Below are 20,009 nucleotides of genomic sequence, written 5' to 3' on the forward strand. Positions count from 1 at the left end.
TTGAGGGAGCCGCATGTTACAGCCGGCGGCCGGGCGCTATTTTCTCATGCTGGCCACGTAGGCGGAGGGCAGCATTTTATAGGCTATCTTAAAGTATTTGGCAAAATATTTCGGGTTGTTGAATCCTACCTCGTAGGCTACTTCCGTTACGTTCATTTCTGTTTTGGCCAGCAACTGGGCGGCGCGCTGCAGGCGCACGGCGCGGATAAACTCCACCGGTGTTTGCCCGGTAATGGAAAAGATGCGCCGGTAAACAGACACCCGGTTCATGCACAGCTCCCGGCTCAGCTCTTCTACGGAAAAGTTGGCGTTGGACAACTGCTTTTCCACGATATCCAGCGCTTTTTGCAGGAACTTCTCATCGGCAGAGGGCACCTGCGCGCCGCTTTCCGTTGCCGGCTGCCCGATGGTGAGCTTTACCGGCGCCTGGCGGGACAGGATATTGCGCACCCGCGACAGCATGATCTCGAAATTGAAAGGCTTCACCAGGTAATCCACCGCGCCGGCTTCCAGTCCCCGCAACTGTTCCCCCTCTCCCGCCATCGCCGTTAGCAGGATGACCGGTATATGGCGGGTACGGTTATCGTGCTTTATTTTCCGGCACAGCTCCATGCCGTCCATCAGTGGCATGTTGATATCGCTCACCACCAGGTCCGGGTGCGCGGATAAAGCTTTCTGCCAGCCGGCCCGGCCATCGGTTGCTTCAATGATGGTATAGAACGTGGAAAGATTCTCCTTTAAATAAAAACGGAAATCATCATTATCCTCCACCAGCAACACCGTCTGCTTTTTTTCACCCGTTAATAGCTGCTTTACCGGCGCGTGGCCGGTACCGGCCATTCCTTCGGCCAGCCGGGATAAGGGTTCTTCCGGCAGCGGGGCAGCCCCGGCCGGCGCTTCCGCTGTGTCAAAGGGCAGCCGTACCGTAAAGCAACTGCCTTTATCCGGCTCGCTTTCCACCGCCAGGGCGCCATTGGCCAGCCGCACAAACTCTTTGGTAATGGCCAGCCCTATACCGCTGCCCTGGCTTGCTACGCCACCCGGCGCATCGCTCTGGAAGAAGCGGTCAAAGATCTTGTCCTGCCGTTCTTTGGGGATACCGATACCGGTATCCTCCACCCGGATCTCCATCCAGGCAGTGCCGGCGCTTTCCTCCACCTGCACCATTACCGTAACAGCCCCGCCCTGCGGGGTAAATTTAAAGGCATTGGACAGGAGGTTGAACAGTATCCGCTCCAGCTTGTCGTGGTCAAAATAAGTGTACAAATGCGGGCAATCGGACCGGAAGGAGAAGGCTACCTGCTTTCTCTCCGCCAGGTCCGTAAAGGAGCAGGCGGCTTCCTTCACAAAGGCGGCTACATCGCCCCAGGCGGGATCGGGCTTCAGCTCCTTCATTTCCATCTTCCGGAAATCCATCAACTGGTTCACCAGGTTCAGCAACCTTTTGGCATTGCTGCGCATCAGGCGGAGCCTCTGTTTGCTATCGCCCTCCCCGGTATGCTTCAGCAGCTCCTCCAGGGGCGCCAGTATGAGCGATACCGGCGTACGGAACTCGTGGCTTACGTTGGTGAGCAGCTTTATCTTCATGATGTCCAGCTCATGCAGGCGCTGCGCTTCCCGGCGCTCCTGCTGCAGGGCAAAACGCATGTGCGCCCGCCGGATCACCATCCTGCGGGAGAAGAACAGGACGCCGAAAAGCAATAAAGCATATGTTACATAAGCCAAAGGCGTTTTCCAGAAAGGCGGCAGTATGCTGATGCGCAGGGCGATGCCCTTTTCATTCCATACCCCGTCTTCATTGGCGGCTTTCAGCCGCAGGGTGTATTCGCCGGGCGGCACGTTGGTATAGGTGGCCCGCCGGTTCTTGCTGTCCGTGTTGATCCATTCCTTGTTAAACCCTTCCAGCATGTAGGCATAGCGGTTCTTGTCCGTATTGATGTAGCTCAGCGCCGCAAAATCTATGGAAAAATCGTTCTCATGATGGCGGAGCCGGATCTCTTTTGCTTCGGGCAGGGCGGTAGTGAGTATCACCCGGTTGTGCAGCTTTTCGTTTACGGCAATGGTGCGGTTGAACAACTGCAGGCCGGTGAACACAACGGCGGGCGCTTTTTTGTGCTGCCGTATGCTGGAAGGGTTAAAGATGTTGAACCCGTCCGCCCCGCCAAATACCAGCTCACCGGAACGCAGCTTCAGGGCTGCATTCACATTAAAGGCATTGCCCTGCAGCCCGTCCTGCTCGTCGTAATTCCTGCACTGGATGCGGATACCGTCCTCCCCTTGCTGCACGGTAATTTTACTAAGGCCGTTGCTGGTGCTTACCCAGAGGTGATGATTGTTATCTTCCAGGATGCTGATGATGTTGTTATCCGGCAGTCCGTCGGCTATGCGGAAGGAGCGGAACTGCTGCGCCTGCGGGTCAAACACATTCAGGCCGTCGCGGGTGCCGGCCCACATGTGGCCGTTGCTGTCCATCAGCAGGGCGTTTACATTATCGTTGCTCAACTGGTGCGTAGCGTTCAGGTAATGCACAAAAACGCCTTTGGCCTTGTCCAGCACATCGATGCCATAGGCGGTGCCTATCCACAGGTTGCCGTTCCGGTCTTCTGCAAAGGAGGTGATAAAGTCGCTGTGCACGGAGTTGGGCAGGCTTACATTGTTATGATAGAAAATGCCGTTGCCGGGATCAAAACGGTCCAGTCCCCCGCCCAGGGTGCCTACCCAGAAATTATTGCGCTGGTCCCGGTATACCTTCCACACGGATTTGCTGGACAGGCTGTTGGGGTCTTTTTCATCGTGGCGGAAGTGCGTGAACTTTCCATTGCTGTAAAGATCCATGCCGCCAAAATAGTACCCTATCCAGAGGTTGTGATAGCTGTCAATATAGAGGTTGAGGATCACATTGCCGCTGATGCTGTTGTCGTCAGCAGGGTTGTGCCGGTAGCGGGTAAAAGCGCCGGTGGCGCGGTCAAAGTACAGGAGGCCCCCGCCATTGGTGCCGATCCAGATGTTGCCTTTTTTATCCTCCACAAAACAGTTTACATCATTGTAAGGCAGGCTGCTTTTGTCAGCATGCTTATGGCGGTACAGGCCGAACCTGGTCATGTTCTCGGTAAAGTAGCTGATGCCTCTTTTGTAGGTGCCGCACCAGATAATGCCCAGGTTATCCTTATACAGTGCATAAATCGCGTTCTCCGCCACGCTGGCCGGGTCTTCCTCCCTGTTCTGGAGAACGCGGGAGCTGAAGCCGTCTTTATTGACCAGGTTAATGCCGCCATGGTCGGTGCCTATCCATACCAGGCCTTTGTTATCCTGCACGATACTGTTGATGATATCATTATTCAGCACGCCGTTCCTGCTGGAGAGCCGCCTGGCCGTACCGGCAGCGGGATCATAGTACACCACGCCGAAATCCGTGCCGGGCATATACACCCATATATCCTGCTCCCTGTCCACGAAAAGCCGGAGGGCAAGCGGCTGCTTGTCAATAAAGCGGGCCACGGCGGCCGTACGGGAAACCACCTTGCCGGAGCGCATGTCCAACATTTCGATATCGCCATTGAGATACAGCACGGCCAGGCGGTGGTCCGCCAGCGGGCTGATATCCGCCAGGACGTTGCTGCTGCCGGGCCGCAATACCCGCACTGCTTTACGACCGCTGTCCAGCCGGTACAGGCCGGAGTCCGCATAAGCTACCCACCAGCTACCGCCTGCCTGGCTCAGGCTATTAACGCCATAGGCCGGGAGGCCGGCCTCCCGGAGCCAGCTTACCGCGTCGGAGAATTGCTCTTTTACCGGATCGTAGAGATTATCCCCGTTACGGGTCTTGATGTACAGGCGGTTGCCGGGCGCCGGGAAAATACCGCTGATATAATCATCGTTCAGGGAAAGCGAATCGCCCTGGCTGTGCCGGAACACTTTAAAGGTATAGCCGTCGTAACGGTTCAGGCCCGTCAGGGTGCCAAACCACATAAAGCCCCTGGCATCCTTGTAAATGCAGTTCACCTGGTTATTGGAAAGGCCGTTGTTGTTGTTCAGGGACGAAAAGCGGTAGGGCTGCTCCTGTGCGTAGGTATAGTGCAGCAATAGTAGTAATAACAGTGGAATCTGTAGGCAGTGCTTCAACATGGAATAAGGATCAGTGCAACCAGCGTAAATATAGTATTTTAGGCTTTATCACCTTACATTTCTAATTTTGCGCCGTGGAGGAAATGGTATTTAATTTTCAGCAGCAAACATGGCATTTATCTGCAGGCAGGGCGCTGTTCTGGGAAGAAGAAAAGGCGCTGGTACTGTCTGACCTGCACCTGGGCAAGTCCGCCCATTTTCGCAAAGCCGGCATTGCCGTACCGGCGGGCATTATACAGGAAGACCTGTTCCGCCTGCAACAGCTCATCACGCATTACCGCCCGGAGCGGATCATCGTGGTAGGCGACCTGTTTCACAGCAGCCTGAATAACGATGTACAATATTTCCGCCTCTGGCGCGGACAGTTCCCGCACATCCGTTTTGAGCTGGTAAAAGGCAACCACGACATACTGGAGGACGAGCTGTATGCAGCCCTGCAGCTTAGCCTGCACGATACGCTAACCCTGCGCAATATCCATTTCATGCACGAACCCTGCACGCCGGAACAGCCGGGGGCCTACATCTTTTCCGGGCACCTGCATCCCGGTATTGCCATTGCCGGCAGCGGCCGGCAGCGGTTGCGGCTGCCCTGCTTCTACTTTGGGCGGCACTGCGGCATACTGCCTGCTTTTGGCCGTTTTACGGGCCTGGCCATGCTGCGGCCGGAGGAGGATGAAGCAGTGTTTGCGATAGCGAACAGCAGCATTTTCCAGGTGCAGTAGTACAATTAATAATGAATAATTAAGAATTAATAATAGCCGCAATACCTGTGTTGAAGATCGCTTTTGACGACATATATGTACATCCCCTGCCGGAAGGCCACCGCTTCCCGATGGAGAAATATGAGCTGATCCCCCAGCAATTGCTGCGGGAAGGCGTGATCACGCCGGCACAGCTCTTTGCGCCGGCGCCGCTGGAAGAAGCCATCATCCTGCTCACGCACGATACGGAGTACTGGCGCAAACTGCGGCAGCAGACCCTGAGCGAGCGGGAGCAGCGCCGCATCGGCTTTCAGCAATCTCCCGCGCTCACGCAGCGGGAGATCACCATTTGCCGGGGCACCATCGACTGCGCGCTCCATGCCCTGCAACACGGCGTGGCCCTGAACGTGGCGGGGGGCACGCACCACGCCTATGCCGACCGCGGCGAAGGCTTTTGCCTGCTGAACGATTTTGCCATTGCGGCCAACTACCTGCTGCAGCAAAAACTGGCCAGGCGCATACTGATCATTGACCTGGATGTGCACCAGGGCAACGGCACGGCAGCACTGTTCGCCAATAATGAGCGGGTGTTCACCTTCAGCATGCACGGGGCTAACAATTACCCTTTTCATAAAGAAAGATCAGACTGGGACATCCCGCTGAAGGACGGCACGGACAACAGCGCTTACCTGCAACTGCTGGAAAACGCCTTGCCGGCATTAACAGACCATGCCCGCCCGGACATGGCGTTCTATCTCTCCGGTGTGGACATACTGGAGACGGATAAATTCGGCAAGCTGAAAGTAACGCAGGCCGGCTGCCTGCAAAGGGATGAAATGGTGTTTGCCCATCTGCGGAAACACGACATTCCCTGCACGGTGGCAATGGGGGGTGGTTATTCTGCGGGTATCCGGGATATTGTGAATGCGCACTGTAATACGTTCAAGGCGGCGGCAGCGATCTATTGATAAGATTCCCTCTCTTTTTTTGTAACTTAACCCTGTTTAAAACCAACGCGCCATGACGCTCCCCACCGCCCAGGTTACGCACAGCCAGCTTTTCCCCACGCTGCTGGTCAATGACATCAGGTCCGCTGTTGATTTTTATACCAGCCGCCTTGGCTTTTCTCCCCGCTTTACCTGGGGAGAGCCGCCTACCTACGCGGGGGTAGACCTGGGCCAGACCACCCTGCACCTGGCCAAAGGCACGCCTTATGTGGCCGGGCATTCAGAGGTAAATTTCGTTATTGATAATGCCGATGAGCTATACGCGTTTCACCGGGGCAACGGTGTGGAAATAGTGGAGCCGATAGATGACCGGGAATATGGCATACGTGATTATAAAATAAAGGACCTGGACGGTAACTACCTGGGCTTCGGGCATTATATATACCACCTGGAGGGGCCTCCCCTTAAAATTGAACGGGTAGATGTGCCGGTGCGCCTGGAAAAACGGCTGGCCGCCCTGCTGCAGGACCTTGCCGAGCATAAGGGCATGAGCCTGTCCGGTTGCCTGGAAGAAACCCTGCTGCATACGTTTGAGCGCATAGGCGATACCGTTGCCAGCCCGCATACCGTGCGTACCCTGGAATACATACAGGAGCTGAAGCAGAAGCATCATATTGACTATGACACCCATGCCAGTTACCGCTTTGTAGAGTAACGAAGGTGCTTTTTACAGCGCCAGAAAGGCGCGCATGCATGCAAGAAAAGAAGCCGCCAGTAAACACAAGCGGCCTGGATCGGTTTTAGAAAAGCGGGGGATAACAATACAATACTTATTAATCAGCATCTTTGATCACCACTGCGCAGCTACGCATTAATCCCTGATCTTCTTCTTCAGCATGCTGACCTGGTCCTGCAAATGGCTGACCATGTCGGCCAGGTGATTGACGCTCAGGCGGCTCTGCTGCCCGGTTTTGCTGATAACGGCGTCTGACTGCCAGAGCTCCAGCACGTCTTCCATGCCCACGGAGTACGGCTCAAACTGGGGGTTATCCGATACCAGGGTGATCTTGCCTTTGGAGCGGTTGCTCTTCAGCAGGCGTTTGTATACAATGCCTTCGCGGCTGGTGACTACAATATAGGTTTCATTGTTCCGGATATCTTCCCATGCATCCACTTTGTGACACACGATCACGGAGCCGGAAGGCGTGGGCAGCATGGAGTCCCCGGCTATTTCAAAAGCGCGGAAGTGACCGGCGCCCAGCATGGGCAGGGTAAAAGTGTTCAGCTCTTCGATGAACTCATCATCATTATACCCGGCCAGGTAGCCGGCGGCGGCCTTTACCGGCACAAATTCTATCTGCTGCCGGCTGTTGCCCAGCTTCTGTTGCCGCCTCTTTTCCAGGAAGTTATCTTTCTGGGAGCCCAGGTCGCGGCGCAGCAGGTCGTCAATGGACACGCGAAACATGTCGCTGACCAGTTCCAGTACCTCTGTGCGCGGCTCGGCCCGCTCTTCTTCATAAGCTCCCAGGAGGGAGCGTTTGATCCCTAATTTATCTGCAAACTCCTGCTGGGTCCAGCCTTTTTGCTTACGCAGGTATTTCAGGTTTTGACACGCTACGGACATATCCCTAAAGAATTTAGTACAATACTAACAAATTTAGTAATTATTTTTTGTAATTACCAAATATATTTCCGGGTATTTTCTGACCGCTTCACTTATTTTTGCCCCTGAGAAAAAAATCCAACTCAACGAAAACGCAAGCATTATGAGCATCCTGCTGATTATTCACTCCATATTAAGATGGGTTATTCTACTGACAGGTATATGGGCGTTTATCCGCGCCTGGAAAGGTGTGAACGGTAAAACACCGTTTACCGCCGCCGACAACAAAGCGGGCCTTTTCTTCTCTATCAGTTTTGACATACAATTCCTGGTAGGCCTGATCCTTTACTTCATCAGCCCGCTGGTAAAGACCGCCCGTGCCGATATGGGCGCCGCCATGAAAGACGGCGTGCTGCGCTTTTTTGCCGTAGAGCACGTAACCATGGCCCTGCTGGCGCTGATACTGGTGCACATTGGCCGCTCCAAAGTGAAAAAATCTCCTACCGACGCGTTAAAACATAAACGCGCGCTGATCTTCTACGGGCTGGCGCTGCTGCTGATACTGCTGCTGATCCCCTGGCCGTTCCGGGAAGCGCTGGGAAGAAACTGGTTTTAATATAAAGGCTAAAAGGATGTGCGGGCCCGCACATCCTTTTAGCCTTTATCATCATTCGACAAGCGGAAGGAATAAATGTAAGGCAGCGCCGCCAGTATGGCGCCGATGAAGATCAATAAAAATACCCCTGTTACCAGTGGCAGGAAGAAGCCCGCCACAATTGTTACGATCCCCGTCCATAACCACAGGTTGCCCGCCATCCGGTGCGTTTTTTTCCAGATGTCCCTGCTTTGTAAGGTCCAGGGCGTTCTTACCCCTACAAAATAGTTAGGCTGCAGCTTTCTCAGGTACGCGCCCAGCAGGGCGATCAGCAATCCCACCCCGGCAAAGGTCCAGCGCTCCATAAAGAAAGGCAGTCCCCGGCTTACCATGAATATGACCAGGCAGGTAAAGATGGCCAGGTACACATGTATCATAAAACGGATGCGGTAATACTCCCGCTGGTGCGCCGCGGCATCCGGCGGCGGCTCCTCTTCTTCCGTATTGGGCATGTAACGGAAAAGAAAATACAGCACCAGGTTGGTAAGGAACAGGAATATCATCAGCAACAGGAAATCGCTTTTATTGCCCATCCGTTGAGGTTCGCCATGCAGGTTGAAATTGGTGGGGATCACGGCCGGCAGCCCGTTCCAGATAATCCCCAGGTAAGCCATCGGGATAAGCAGCAGCAAGAGGATCAATAACTCTTTTCGAATATCCGGCTTTTTCATTCCTTAATATTTAAATTTTCATTGTCAGTGGATTTGGCATCTATAAATACTACAGTAACCAGGCCAATTATGTTCTGGATATTTCGTTAATAAATTGCTAACATAATTAGCAATACTAATTTTATTAGTACATTTGGACAGGGAAATTTTCTCCATTAAGCACACATGCCATGATCTCTTTACAACAACGGTCCATTGCGCACTTTGACCTGGATTGTTTCTTTGTATCCGTAGAGTGCCTGAAGGACAGCCGCTTAAAAGGCAAACCCCTGCTGGTAGGCGGCCACAGCGACCGGGCTGTGGTGGCGGCCTGCAGCTATGAAGCGCGGCGCTACGGCATCCACTCCGCCATGCCCATGAGAACGGCGCTCAAACTCTGCCCCCATGCCATTGTACGCAGCAGCGATATTGAAAAATACAGCGAAATGTCCCGCATGGTGACCGAGATCATTGCCGGGGAGGCCCCTTTGTACGAAAAATCCTCCATCGATGAATTTTACCTGGACCTGACCGGCATGGAAAAGTATTTCGGCTTCCTGAAATGGACCACCGCACTGCGGGAAAAGATCATGCAGGAAACCGGGCTGCCCATCTCCCTGGGACTGGCCTCCAACAAAATGGTGTCCAAAGTGGCCACCAATGAAGCCAAGCCCAACGGGCAGCGGGAAGTGCCCTTTGGCGGCGAAAAGAGCTTCCTGGCGCCCATGCCGGTGGACAAGCTGCCCATGGTAGGCCGGGAAACGGCCGCCCGGTTGCACCGCCGGGGCGTGGAAGACGTAAAAACCCTCAGCGAGGTACCTGTATCCCTGCTGGAAGCCTGGCTGGGCAAGAACGGCATCGCCCTCTGGAACAAGGCCAACGGCATTGACGAAACGCCCGTGATCCCCTACCATGAACAGAAATCCATTTCCACCGAAAGCACCTTTGCCGCCGATACCATCGACATGCAGTTCCTGCACGCCGAACTGGTGCGCATGACGGAAAAGATCGCTTTTGAGCTGCGCCAGCAGGACAAGCTCACCGGCTGCGTAACGGTGAAGATCCGCTACTCCGATTTTGAAACCGTTACCAGACAAATGTCCATTCCCTACACCTGCTGCGACCATGTGCTGCTGGAAAAAGTGAAAGACCTGTTCCGCAAGCTGTACGACCGCCGCCTGCTGGTACGCCTGATCGGCGTGCGCTTCAGCCACCTGGTGCAGGGCAATTACCAGATCAGCCTGTTTGACGATACCCAGGAGATGATCGCGCTGTACCAGGCCATTGACCACATCAAGCGGCGGTTTGGATGGCAATACCTGATGAAGGCAACGAACGTTTAATGTACCTGAACTGCAAAACATATTTCAGCCTGCGCTACGGCACCATCGCCACCAAAGACCTGGTAGCGGCCGCTGCACAAATGGGCATTACCAGCCTGGCGCTTACCAACATCAACATGACCGCCGATGTATGGACCTTTGTACAGGCCTGTCATGAAAAAAATATTAAGCCCATTATCGGGCTGGAATGCCGCAACGGGCAGGCCTTCAAATATATCCTGCTGGCCCGCAGCATGGAGGGCTGGTTCCACATTAACCGCTTTCTGTCCACCCACCTGCAGGAGGAAACGCCCTTCCCGGACCAGGCCCCTTTCCTGCCGGACACCTTTGTGATCTACGCCTGGGGCAGCCGATCCTTACAGCAACTGGCAGCGCATGAACTGGTGGGCATACGGCCCCGGGAAGTGAACAAACTGTTCCGTACAGACACACTGGCCTACCGGCAAAAGCTGGTGGTGCTGCAGCCCGTTACTTTCCAGGATGCCGGGCACTACGAACTGCATCGCGTGCTGCGGGCAGTAGACCAGAACCTCCTCATCAGCCAGTTGCCGGCCCATACCACCGCCGGGCCCGATGAATGCTGGATACCACCGGCAGCGCTGCTGGAACACTACGAACAATATCCCCATATTGTACGCAATACCCTGCAGGTGATGGAAGCCTGCGAGCTGCATTTTGATTTCAGGACACACCGCAATAAAAAATATTTCCTGGGCAGCGCTGCTGCAGACCGCGACCGGCTGCGGGAACTGGCCTGCCAGGGTATGGCATACCGCTACGGCACTGATAACGCCGAGGCGAAAATGCGCATTGAAAAAGAGCTGCAGATCATAGAACAGCAGGACTTCAACGCCTACTTCCTGGTGACGCACAACATCATTGAATACGCCCTGCATAAAGGATATTTTTATGTAGGCCGGGGCAGCGGGGCCAATTCCATTATTGCCTACTGCCTGCGCATTACCGATGTAGACCCCATTGCGCTGAACCTGTATTTTGAGCGCTTCCTGAACCCCTACCGCAGCTCGCCTCCCGATTTTGATATTGACTTTTCCTGGCGGGACCGGGACGATGTGATCCGGCATGTGTTCGCTACTCACGGCATCGACTATACGGCGCTGCTGGGCACTGTGGCCACCTTCCAGGAAAACGCCATCATCCGCGAGCTGGGCAAGGTATACGGCCTGCCTAAAAAGGAAATAGACCGCATACTGGATAATCCCTTTGACATTAAACTGGAGGAAGACAGCGTGCAACGGCAGATACTGCGTTTCAGCCAGCAGATGACCACGGCCGGCAAAGCCTTTCCCAACCACCTGAGCATCCACGCCGGCGGTATCCTGATCAGCGAGGCGCCCATTCACCAGTACTGCGCCACCCACCTACCTCCCAAGGGCTTCTGCACGGCCCAGTTAGACATGCACCAGGCGGCCGCCATCGGCCTGCACAAGTTCGATATCCTGAGCCAGCGCGGGCTGGGGCATATCCGCGACTCGCTGGACCTTATCAAAGCCAACAGGGGCGTGGATATAGATATTCACGCTATCCGGGAGTTCACGGCAGATCCCAACGTACGGCAACAATTGAGGACCGTGAACACCATCGGCTGCTTTTACATTGAATCCCCGGCCATGCGCCAGTTACTGCAAAAGCTGGAGTGCGACGATTACCTGACCCTGGTGGCCGCCAGCTCCATCATCCGGCCGGGCGTGGCGCAATCCGGCATGATGCGGCAGTACGTGGAGCATTTCCGGAACCCCGGCAAGGTGACCTACCTGCATCCCATCATTCAAAAAGTGCTGCAGGAAACCTTCGGTATCATGGTGTACCAGGAAGATGTGATCAAGGTGATACATGAGTATGCGGATATGGACCTGGCCGATGCCGACATCCTGCGCCGCAGCATGGCCGGCAAGTACCGCGGACCGGACGCCTTCCTGCAGTTGCAGGAGCAGTTCTTCAGCAACTGCCGGCGGCTGGGCCGCCCGGAGGAGGTAAGCCGGGAGCTGTGGCGGCAGATCGCCAGCTTTACCAGCTTCTCCTTTTCCAAGGCCCACTCCGCCACCTATGCCGTGGAAAGCTACCAGAGCCTGTTCCTGAAAACCTATTTCCCCGCAGAATTCATGGTGGCCGTGATCAATAACTTCGGCGGGTTTTACAACCGGGAGCTGTATTTCCGGGAGCTGCAAAAAACGGGCGTTACCCTGCACCCGCCCTGCATCAACAACAGCCGGTATCCTACGCATATACAAGGTATGGACGTGTATACCGGCTTTATCCATGTAGAAGGGCTGGAAGAGGGCTGGATCAGGAAAGCGCTGGCGGAGCGGGAGCAATATGGCCCTTATACCGGCCTGGAGGACTTTACCGAGCGCATGCAGCCGCCACCGGAACAACTGGACATCCTGATACGGGCAGGCGCCTTTCACTTTAGCGGCCACACCAAAAAAGAGCTGCTGTGGAAAAGCAGCCTGCTGCTGAAAAGCAAAGACGCCGGCGCAGAACATGCCCTGTCCCTGTTCCGCGAGCCGCCCCCCGATTACCAACTGCCCCGGCTGGCCTATCACGATCACGAAGACGCCTTTGATGAAATAGCATTGCTGGGGTTTCCCCTGTGCTCTCCCTTTGATGTGCTGCAGCATGATCAAAGCAGCTACCTGCCGGTAAAGGAGCTGCACAGGCATGTGGGGCAAACCGTGCGGGCCCTGGGCTACCTGGTATGCACCAAGCACATACGCACTACCCAGGGCGCACCCATGTGCTTCGGCACATTCCTGGACCGGGACGGCGCGTTCCTGGACACGGTACATTTTCCCGAAAGCTTCCGGCAATACCCCTTACAGAAAAGCGGTTTCTATATCCTGGAGGGAAGAGTAGCGGAGGAATACGGCGTTATTACCCTGGAAATCAGCTATATGCGGAAAATTGGGTATTTTGAGGATAAAAATTTTTCAACCGGACAAAAAGCCGTATATTTGTGACAAATGTCGTAGGTATCATGAAACACAAAAACAGGGAGTACCACGTGCAGGAACAAACCTTACTGGTAGTACAGGAGAGCGCCATGCCTTATGGCGTAGGACGGGGCTACTTTGATTTCATACAGCTTTCCCGGGAGGGGGTCATTAAAAAGGCGCTGATGAACCTGAGCCAGCAGCTATCTTTCTCCCTCTCCGAAGTGGCCCGCATACTGCATATTTCCGAGAGAACGCTCCAACGCTATGCAGACGATGAAAAGCTGTCTGCAGACACCTCCGAAAGGGCCATCTTACTGTCACAGCTCTACCAGCACGGTACCCAGGTATTTGGCGACCTGGAAAATTTCAAAGAATGGATGCGCACGCCATTACCCGCATTCAACTACCAACCACCTATTTCTTTACTTGATACCACCTTTGGATTTCAACTGATCCAGGACGAACTTGGCAAAATAGCGCACGGCATTTTTGCATAACCCACCCTATTTTGAATGGAAGTATACCGTATCAGCAAATGCATTTACATTACTGATCTCAATGGCGTTGGCGCCCGTTTGTACGGCGGGCGCTGGAACAGCAAGGGCCACCCCGTAGTATACACCGCCGGCAGCCGGGCCTTATCCGCCCTGGAAGTACTGGTGCACGTGCCCCTGAAGAACATTGTACAGGACTTCTGCATTGCTACTATCCAAATCCCGGACGAGGTGCCGGTAAAAACCATCCACCGTAAAGAGCTGCCTTCCGGCTGGCAATCGCTGGCGCCCTTCCCCGAGCTGCAAAAGGTAGGCGACGCCTGGCTGGAAGAAGGTAAATACCCGGTGTTGAAGATCCCCTCCGTGGTGATCCCGGAAGAGTTCAATTACCTGATCAATCCCCTGCACCCGGAGGCGGAGGGGATTGCCGTGACCAGCCAGCACCCGTTTGCGTTTGACCAGCGGTTGAAAGAGGCAAAAAAATAATATTGAAACCTCCTACCCGAGATTAAACAGTCCCTTATTCAGCAGTTGTAAAGTCCGCTCCTTGTATTGGCCGCCTACCAGTATGGAAATATTGTGCCGGCTGCCACCGTAGGAGATCATGCGCAGGGGCACCTCGTTCAGCGCCTCAAACAGCTTGTGCAGGATAGAAGGCGTAGCAGCCACCTCGTTGCCCACAATAGATACAATGGTTTGATGATGATCCAGCTCCACGGTGCCGAAAGGCTGCAGCTCCTTCAGTATCAGGTCCAGTTGCTGCTGGTTATCGATGGTGAGGGATACGGCCACTTCGGAAGTGGTGATCATATCAATGGGCGTACGGTATTTCTCAAATATCTCGAATATCTTTCTCAAGAACCCATAGGCCAGCAGCATGCGGCTGGACTTGATCTTGATGGCGATAATACCGTCCTTGGCAGCTACTGCCTTCACGCCGTCGCCATTGGGCAATTCGGTAATGATGGTGCCTTTGGCCTCCGGCTGCATGGTGTTCAGCAGCTTTACCGGTATGTTGAAATGCTGGGCCGGCCAGATGGAGGCAGGATGCAGGATCTTAGCGCCAAAATAGGCCAGCTCCGCCGCTTCATCAAAGGAAAGCTGCTCTACCGGGAAGGTTTTCTTTACCACCCGGGGATCGTTGTTGTGCATCCCGTCAATGTCCGTCCATATCTGGATCTCGTCCGCCTGGATGGCGGCGCCTATCAGCGATGCAGAATAATCGCTGCCCCCGCGTTTTAAATTATCCACTTCCCCTTTGGCATTGCGGCAGATATACCCCTGGGTAATGAACAGGTGCTGTCCTTTCTGCTTATCCAGCAGGTTGCCCAGCTTGATCTTGATCTTGGGTATCTCCGGCTCCTCAAACTCGTCTATGCTCATGAAGTCCAGCGCGGGCAGCAGCACGGCGGGTATGCCGGCCTCTTCCAGGTACACGGTAAACAGCTTTGTGCTCAGCAGCTCACCCTGGGCCAGGATGTCTTTATTGAGGGCTTCGTTGAAAGATATCTTGAGAATGATGTTCAGGAACTCAAAATGTTCATCCACTACAGCTTTAGCTTTGGCGCGCGGGGCTTCCTGCTTCACCAACTCCTCGCAAAAGGTACGGTAGTGCTTCTCCAGCTTGTCGATCTGCTGTTTAGCCTGTTCCTTATTGCCTTCCGCCAGCGACTGCCCGATCTCCACCAATGCATTGGTAGTGCCGGAAAGGGCAGACAAAACCACGATCCTGGGGTCGCTATCCGCAGATATCAGCCTGGCCACAGCGTGCATACGTTCCGGCTTGCCTACTGAGGTGCCGCCAAATTTTAAAACTTTCATTTTACTTCTTTGAGTGTTTTATATATTGAGTGTAAGCTTAAACTTCACTGCTACTTCCTGCAGGTCCTTTAGCACCGGCTCCAGCAGGGGAATGCCCTGCTCCCGTCTTTCCTGCTCCATCACCCGTTCGGGATCGCCCGGTATAAGCACCTGTTCACCGCTGACCGGCTCAGCGGAGCGGAAACGCCCGATCCATTGATCCATATGCGTCTTGAATTCCGCTGCGGGGCGGAATGCATCCACCCGCATTGCGCCTAAAAAGTGACCCAGTCCCTCCCCTACAGGATCCGGCGGCAGGGGCAAAAAGCTCACAAAGGGCGGGGCCCAGGGCCCGTAATTGGCGCCCGAAAGAACGGCCGAAAATATATCAACAATTGCTCCCAAACAATACCCCTTATGACTTCCGTGTTCCCGGTCGCCGCCAAGGGGCAGCAAAGCCCCCCCGTTCCGCAGCTCGTGCGGGTCCGCGCTGGGAGCGCCTTCCTTGTCCTGTATCCACCCGTAGGGCGCCTGCTGCTGCTTGCGCTGTAATATCTCCAGCTTGCCGTTAGCCGCCGTGGTAGTGGCAAAATCCGCTACAAAGGCCGGCTGCTCCCCGGCGGGAATGGCTACGGCGATCGGGTTGGTGCCCAGCATGCGCTCTTTGGCAAAAGTGGGCGCTACCAGGGGGCTGGCATTGGTCATGGCCATGCCTATCATATCCCGTTCCAGGGCCATCATGGCATGATAGCCGGCAATGCCGAAGTGATTGGAATTTTTTACGCTGACCCAGCCGCTGCCCGCTGTTTCCGCTTTCAGCAGGGCCACTTCCATGGCAAAAGGCGCCACTACCAGTCCCAGCCCGCCATCTCCGTCCACTACGGCCGTGCTGGGCGTTTCATGCACAATATGCATATCGGGCCGGGTATTGATACGGCCGGCTTCCCACAGGCGCACATAGCCGCTGAGGCGGGCCACGCCGTGCGAATCAACGCCACGCAGGTCGGCGGACAGCAGTACTTCACTGGCTTTATCCGCATGCTCCAGGGAACAGCCCATCCGTACAAATACCTCCTGGGTAAATTCCCTTAGTAAAGGGTAGGAAAGAATATGGCTCATGCTTTTGTATCAGTAGTCTTGATCAGGCCTGGGCGGTAGGTCCGCCAAAATTCATAGGGAGTGATACGGGGTCCTGGTCCTGTATAGGGCCATGCACCGATTCATATTTCTTGATATTATCCACCAGCGCCTTCATAAAACGCTTGGCGTGCTGAGGCGTTAAAATAATACGGGACTTCACCCTGGCTTTAGGCAGGCCGGGCATTACATTCACAAAATCCACTACAAACTCCGCATTGGAATGCGTGATAATGGCCAGGTTGGCGTAGATACCGTCTGCAATTTCCTCACTCAGTTCTATATTCAACTGGTTCTGCTCTTCATGCTGATTATCCATGATGGTAGGTTTAAGGTACAAAAGTAAAAAAGAGACCTTGGATTCAAGGTCTCTTTTTTTTATAGGGGGGCGGTATGCCGCTATTTCTGGATGATCAATGTCTGTTTTTCTGTATACTGGCCGTTCTTTATTTCAATATAGTAGGTGCCTGTTCTTAAATTGCCTACATCTATGGTTCCTTGCCTGGCCGGAGCATATTGCTGGCGCTTCACCAGGTTGCCGTTGAAATCATATATATTAACTTCGTTAAATGAGGCTACGGATGATGTTTCTGCTGATTTAGCAACTGGGTTTTCCTTTACAGCAATGGTGACAATATTGGTAGCAGGGTTAGGGGAAATAGTAAAGTTACTTACCCGTTCCCTATCCCTGCATCCGCCGGTTCTCGTTACGCTGTTGCTGGGAGCGGAGGAGCCGCAGGAGTTACGGACGATACAATAATAAGTCCGGCTAACACGACAGGGGAAATATTCATCAAACGTGTTCTCGGTACTACTCTTTACTAATGTCCCCCCGGATAAGTACCAATCGTAGATAACATTACTCATAGGAGTTGCCGTAAACAGGTACTCTGTAGGTTCGCCAGGATCTGATAAAAGTGTAGAAGTAACTGTAGGGGCAGCAGGGACTGTACCGGCTACATTTATTTGCCTGGGCGCAAAAGCCGTATTGCATCCACCGGGATATTCTGCACTTACGTAAACCGTAGCGGCTACATCGCTCTGAGTACCATTGACCGTTATATTAACGGATGGAGTAGAGGTGAGCAATGCTGTACTGGCATCATTATGCACCCCTCCGTTTATTTTCAACACATTAGCCGGAGTGCTGTACCAGCGGTACCCGGTAGGAGCTACGCTACCCGGCGGCGGGGTAACCGCAACATTAACCACAGAAGTGCCACAAACACCTGTAGCGCTACCGGACGTAAAAGCGGGTGCAGGTAAAGTATTATCAGGAGACCTGGTAATGTTGTAAGTCAATTCGTAAATAGGCGCATTGGAACATCCTGTGCCCAGCACAACAGCTTTAACATAACCGCCATTTAAATTATTGACGGTGTATTCTTTATGATGCCACTCAATCGTCCCTGGGTCGTGCCATTCACTTCCGGGCACCCAGCCAGTATTGGTAGTCCATTGTACATCCGTCCAGGTCCCAGGCACGACATCTATATCAAACGTATAGTTCCCCTGGAAACCACAGGATATAGCTCTAGAGAGAGTTGCGATAGTAGGTCCAGCCTTCACCAATACATCACGGGAGGTGTTCCCGTTACCTGCTGTACAGATATAACCGACATTGATGCGGTAGGTAACATCCGATGGTACTGCCGGAAATTGAAGATCAATGTAATTATTCACCTGATTTATAATAGTTACCTGTCCCCCCTGTATCTGCCACTGAAGATTGGAACATGGGGAGGCGTTATTAAAAGTATAACGTACCGTTCCTGCATTAGGACATACTGTAGCTGGGCCGCTGATACTTTGCGAGAATAATTGAGATTGAAAATGAATAAAAAATAATAAAGCGAATAGGGACTTGAGAGTAAATTGGGTTTTCATGGAGTTGAGTTTATAACTGTTAACAAATAATATAAGTGCTTAATATAGACTTGTATTCTGATTACACACTTAGGTTGTGAATATGCTATAAAGGTTGATTAGGGCTCCCTGTACTCAAACCATCAAAGGGTAGTTGATATAGGGTGTATACTATATGGGTTACCAACTTTACAAAGATATTAACTAAAATGAAATAGCAAAAATAAAAGAGGCCGTCGAAAAAAGACAGCCTCTTTCACAATATGGAATATTATGTATTTAACATCTGCTACTGCATATCCCAGAACAGCTTCGTTGCTACATCATCCCCACCAATAGCTGCAGCAGCTTCATCATAGTTGATCTTATTCAGATTCTGCTCACTTACAGGATAAGTATAACGTACCGGAATGTCTGATAATGCTCTCGGCGGAGCTACCAGCTCGGGATAATCAAGTCTTCTCCACTCTGTCCAGGCTTCAAAACCGCGGTTGTACAGCGCCAGCCACTTTTGTACGCCTATTTTTCCTTTCCAGCCGCCGGTAGCAGTAAGATAATTCACATTAGGCTGAGCAATGTAAGTAAGCGCCTGCGCCTCCGTACCGCCCCAATTGATGATGGAAGCAGTGATAGCGTTATTATAGTGTGTCATGGCAGTACCGCCTACAGTGAACCCTCTTTCAACGGCTTCAGCACGCAGAAATTCTACCTCCATATAGTCTATCCATACAGAAGGAAAATCTTTGGCGCGGAGCAGGTCACCTGCGGGAGAAAATGAGCTATAGCTGTTGCTGGCGCCATAAATGCCACCTTTATATCCCCCTCCGGGCGCTTCATTGAAGTAAAACTGCCTCCTGGGATCGTTCAGGGCATTCATGGTGTCTATTGTTGTATTGGCCCCCACGAAATCCAAACGACCGCTTTGCACCAGGTCCACCCATAGCGGGTTGGTATTTGGTGGAATAGTGGAATACTCAAAAATGGCGTCATCATCGCTGGAAGAAAATGCATTGGGCGAAGCTTCTTCAATAGCTGCTTTAGCCACAGCCGGATCTGAATCGGCGATTACCATTGCTAACCTCATCTTCAAAGCGTTAGCAAATTTTTCCCAGGCGGCTACATCTCCACGATACAATAAATCGCTGCTGCCAAAGCTTTCTGAAGCTACGTCCAGGTTATTGATAGCCACATCCAGCCTGTCCAGCAGGTCGAGGTAAACGGTGTGGGCATCATCGTACTTAGGAGAAAGATTTTCTATATCCAGGGCATCTGTGTAAGGAATGTCACCAAAGGTATTTATTAAAACAGCGTAGGTATAGATATTCACTATATCGATCTGCGCCAGTTGGTTCTTTTTCACACCGGCATCCAGGGTAGCATCGGCTTCCACCAGCGCTTTTGCCTCCGCCAGGTCTGTCAGCACATCGCGATACAGCGCATGCCATACGTTCTGGGGAATATTACGGTTCGCCAGGTTGTACCTGCTTTCGTCCGTATAAGTGGTTTCAGTCCAGTATTGGGCCAGCAACCTGAAAATGTTCAGGTTTACGTTGGTGCTGGTCAAAACATCCGTTACCGCCAGTTCCGCATTGGCGAACAGGGTGGATGCCACTACCGCATCGGGCTTTTTCTCATTTTCATTCAGTTTGGTCAGGTCCTTGGTACAGGATACTGCCAGCAGCACTGCTGCGGTAGAAAGTATATATGTTAATTTCAGCTTCTTCATAATTG

Annotated in this window: 16 protein-coding genes; 8 read left to right on the forward strand and 8 right to left on the reverse strand. The window is 53.2% G+C overall.

The window, feature by feature from the left end; translation table 11 throughout:
• Positions 1 to 36 precede the first annotated feature (36 nt).
• The gene (locus tag LX66_RS00075; RefSeq protein WP_145709850.1) at positions 37 to 4,125 is read right to left on the reverse strand and encodes a hybrid sensor histidine kinase/response regulator transcription factor; all 4,089 of its coding nucleotides are present in this window, start codon (positions 4,123 to 4,125) and stop codon (positions 37 to 39) included.
• An 83-nt stretch (positions 4,126 to 4,208) separates the two neighbouring features.
• Here LX66_RS00075 and pdeM point away from each other — a divergent pair, with 83 nt between their 5' ends.
• From pdeM to LX66_RS00090, 3 genes are read left to right on the forward strand one after another with little or no spacing between them, the layout of a single operon-like run.
• Complete coding sequence (pdeM, locus tag LX66_RS00080) at positions 4,209 to 4,847, forward strand: ligase-associated DNA damage response endonuclease PdeM (protein ID WP_145711956.1); 639 nt, start codon at positions 4,209 to 4,211, stop codon at positions 4,845 to 4,847.
• A 47-nt stretch (positions 4,848 to 4,894) separates the two neighbouring features.
• A complete protein-coding gene (locus LX66_RS00085) occupies positions 4,895 to 5,794 on the forward strand; it encodes a histone deacetylase family protein (RefSeq protein ID WP_244620243.1) in 900 nt (299 codons plus the stop codon).
• A 52-nt stretch (positions 5,795 to 5,846) separates the two neighbouring features.
• On the forward strand, positions 5,847 to 6,488 hold the full coding sequence (locus LX66_RS00090) for a VOC family protein (protein ID WP_145709851.1): 642 nt from the start codon (positions 5,847 to 5,849) through the stop codon (positions 6,486 to 6,488).
• A 156-nt stretch (positions 6,489 to 6,644) separates the two neighbouring features.
• On the opposite strand, the gene LX66_RS00095 is transcribed toward LX66_RS00090, so the two are convergent.
• The gene (locus LX66_RS00095; RefSeq protein ID WP_145709852.1) at positions 6,645 to 7,397 is read right to left on the reverse strand and encodes an XRE family transcriptional regulator; all 753 of its coding nucleotides are present in this window, start codon (positions 7,395 to 7,397) and stop codon (positions 6,645 to 6,647) included.
• Positions 7,398 to 7,539: 142 nt separating this feature from the next.
• Between LX66_RS00095 and LX66_RS00100 the strand changes: the two genes are divergently transcribed.
• Positions 7,540 to 7,992: a hypothetical protein gene (locus LX66_RS00100; protein ID WP_244620244.1), complete on the forward strand. Its 453-nt coding sequence runs from the start codon at positions 7,540 to 7,542 to the stop codon at positions 7,990 to 7,992.
• 38 nt (positions 7,993 to 8,030) lie between these two features.
• Here LX66_RS00100 and LX66_RS00105 read toward each other — a convergent pair whose 3' ends face one another.
• Positions 8,031 to 8,702: an SdpI family protein gene (locus tag LX66_RS00105; protein ID WP_145709854.1), complete on the reverse strand. Its 672-nt coding sequence runs from the start codon at positions 8,700 to 8,702 to the stop codon at positions 8,031 to 8,033.
• A gap of 170 nt (positions 8,703 to 8,872) precedes the next feature.
• Here LX66_RS00105 and dinB point away from each other — a divergent pair, with 170 nt between their 5' ends.
• Genes dinB through LX66_RS00125 form a run of 4 tightly spaced genes read left to right on the forward strand, consistent with a single transcriptional unit; the run spans position 8,873 to position 13,961 of the window.
• A complete protein-coding gene (gene dinB, locus LX66_RS00110) occupies positions 8,873 to 10,024 on the forward strand; it encodes a DNA polymerase IV (protein ID WP_145709855.1) in 1,152 nt (383 codons plus the stop codon).
• Complete coding sequence (locus LX66_RS00115; RefSeq protein WP_244620245.1) at positions 9,991 to 13,005, forward strand: DNA polymerase III subunit alpha; 3,015 nt, start codon at positions 9,991 to 9,993, stop codon at positions 13,003 to 13,005. The genes dinB and LX66_RS00115 overlap by 34 nt, the downstream gene beginning before the upstream one ends.
• 17 nt (positions 13,006 to 13,022) lie before the next feature.
• Positions 13,023 to 13,478 (forward strand): type II RES/Xre toxin-antitoxin system antitoxin, encoded by a 456-nt coding sequence (parS, locus tag LX66_RS00120; protein ID WP_145709856.1) that lies wholly within the window; start codon positions 13,023 to 13,025, stop codon positions 13,476 to 13,478.
• A 15-nt stretch (positions 13,479 to 13,493) separates the two neighbouring features.
• The gene (locus tag LX66_RS00125; protein WP_145709857.1) at positions 13,494 to 13,961 is read left to right on the forward strand and encodes an RES family NAD+ phosphorylase; all 468 of its coding nucleotides are present in this window, start codon (positions 13,494 to 13,496) and stop codon (positions 13,959 to 13,961) included.
• Between the two features lie 12 nt (positions 13,962 to 13,973).
• Here LX66_RS00125 and LX66_RS00130 read toward each other — a convergent pair whose 3' ends face one another.
• The 5 genes from LX66_RS00130 to LX66_RS00150 all read right to left on the reverse strand — a co-directional run bounded on the left by LX66_RS00130 (position 13,974) and on the right by LX66_RS00150 (position 20,004).
• Positions 13,974 to 15,296, reverse strand: a complete 1,323-nt coding sequence (locus LX66_RS00130; RefSeq protein WP_145709858.1) for an aspartate kinase — start codon at positions 15,294 to 15,296, stop codon at positions 13,974 to 13,976.
• Positions 15,297 to 15,314: 18 nt separating this feature from the next.
• Positions 15,315 to 16,394 (reverse strand): Ldh family oxidoreductase, encoded by a 1,080-nt coding sequence (locus LX66_RS00135; RefSeq protein WP_145709859.1) that lies wholly within the window; start codon positions 16,392 to 16,394, stop codon positions 15,315 to 15,317.
• A 22-nt stretch (positions 16,395 to 16,416) separates the two neighbouring features.
• Complete coding sequence (locus tag LX66_RS00140; RefSeq protein ID WP_145709860.1) at positions 16,417 to 16,731, reverse strand: DUF3467 domain-containing protein; 315 nt, start codon at positions 16,729 to 16,731, stop codon at positions 16,417 to 16,419.
• Between the two features lie 80 nt (positions 16,732 to 16,811).
• Positions 16,812 to 18,299 (reverse strand): T9SS type A sorting domain-containing protein, encoded by a 1,488-nt coding sequence (locus tag LX66_RS00145; RefSeq protein WP_145709861.1) that lies wholly within the window; start codon positions 18,297 to 18,299, stop codon positions 16,812 to 16,814.
• Between the two features lie 268 nt (positions 18,300 to 18,567).
• Positions 18,568 to 20,004 (reverse strand): SusD/RagB family nutrient-binding outer membrane lipoprotein, encoded by a 1,437-nt coding sequence (locus tag LX66_RS00150; RefSeq protein ID WP_145709862.1) that lies wholly within the window; start codon positions 20,002 to 20,004, stop codon positions 18,568 to 18,570.
• Positions 20,005 to 20,009: the final 5 nt, after the last annotated feature.

The sequence above is a fragment of the Chitinophaga japonensis genome (assembly GCF_007830125.1).
Lineage (GTDB): Bacteria > Bacteroidota > Bacteroidia > Chitinophagales > Chitinophagaceae > Chitinophaga > Chitinophaga japonensis.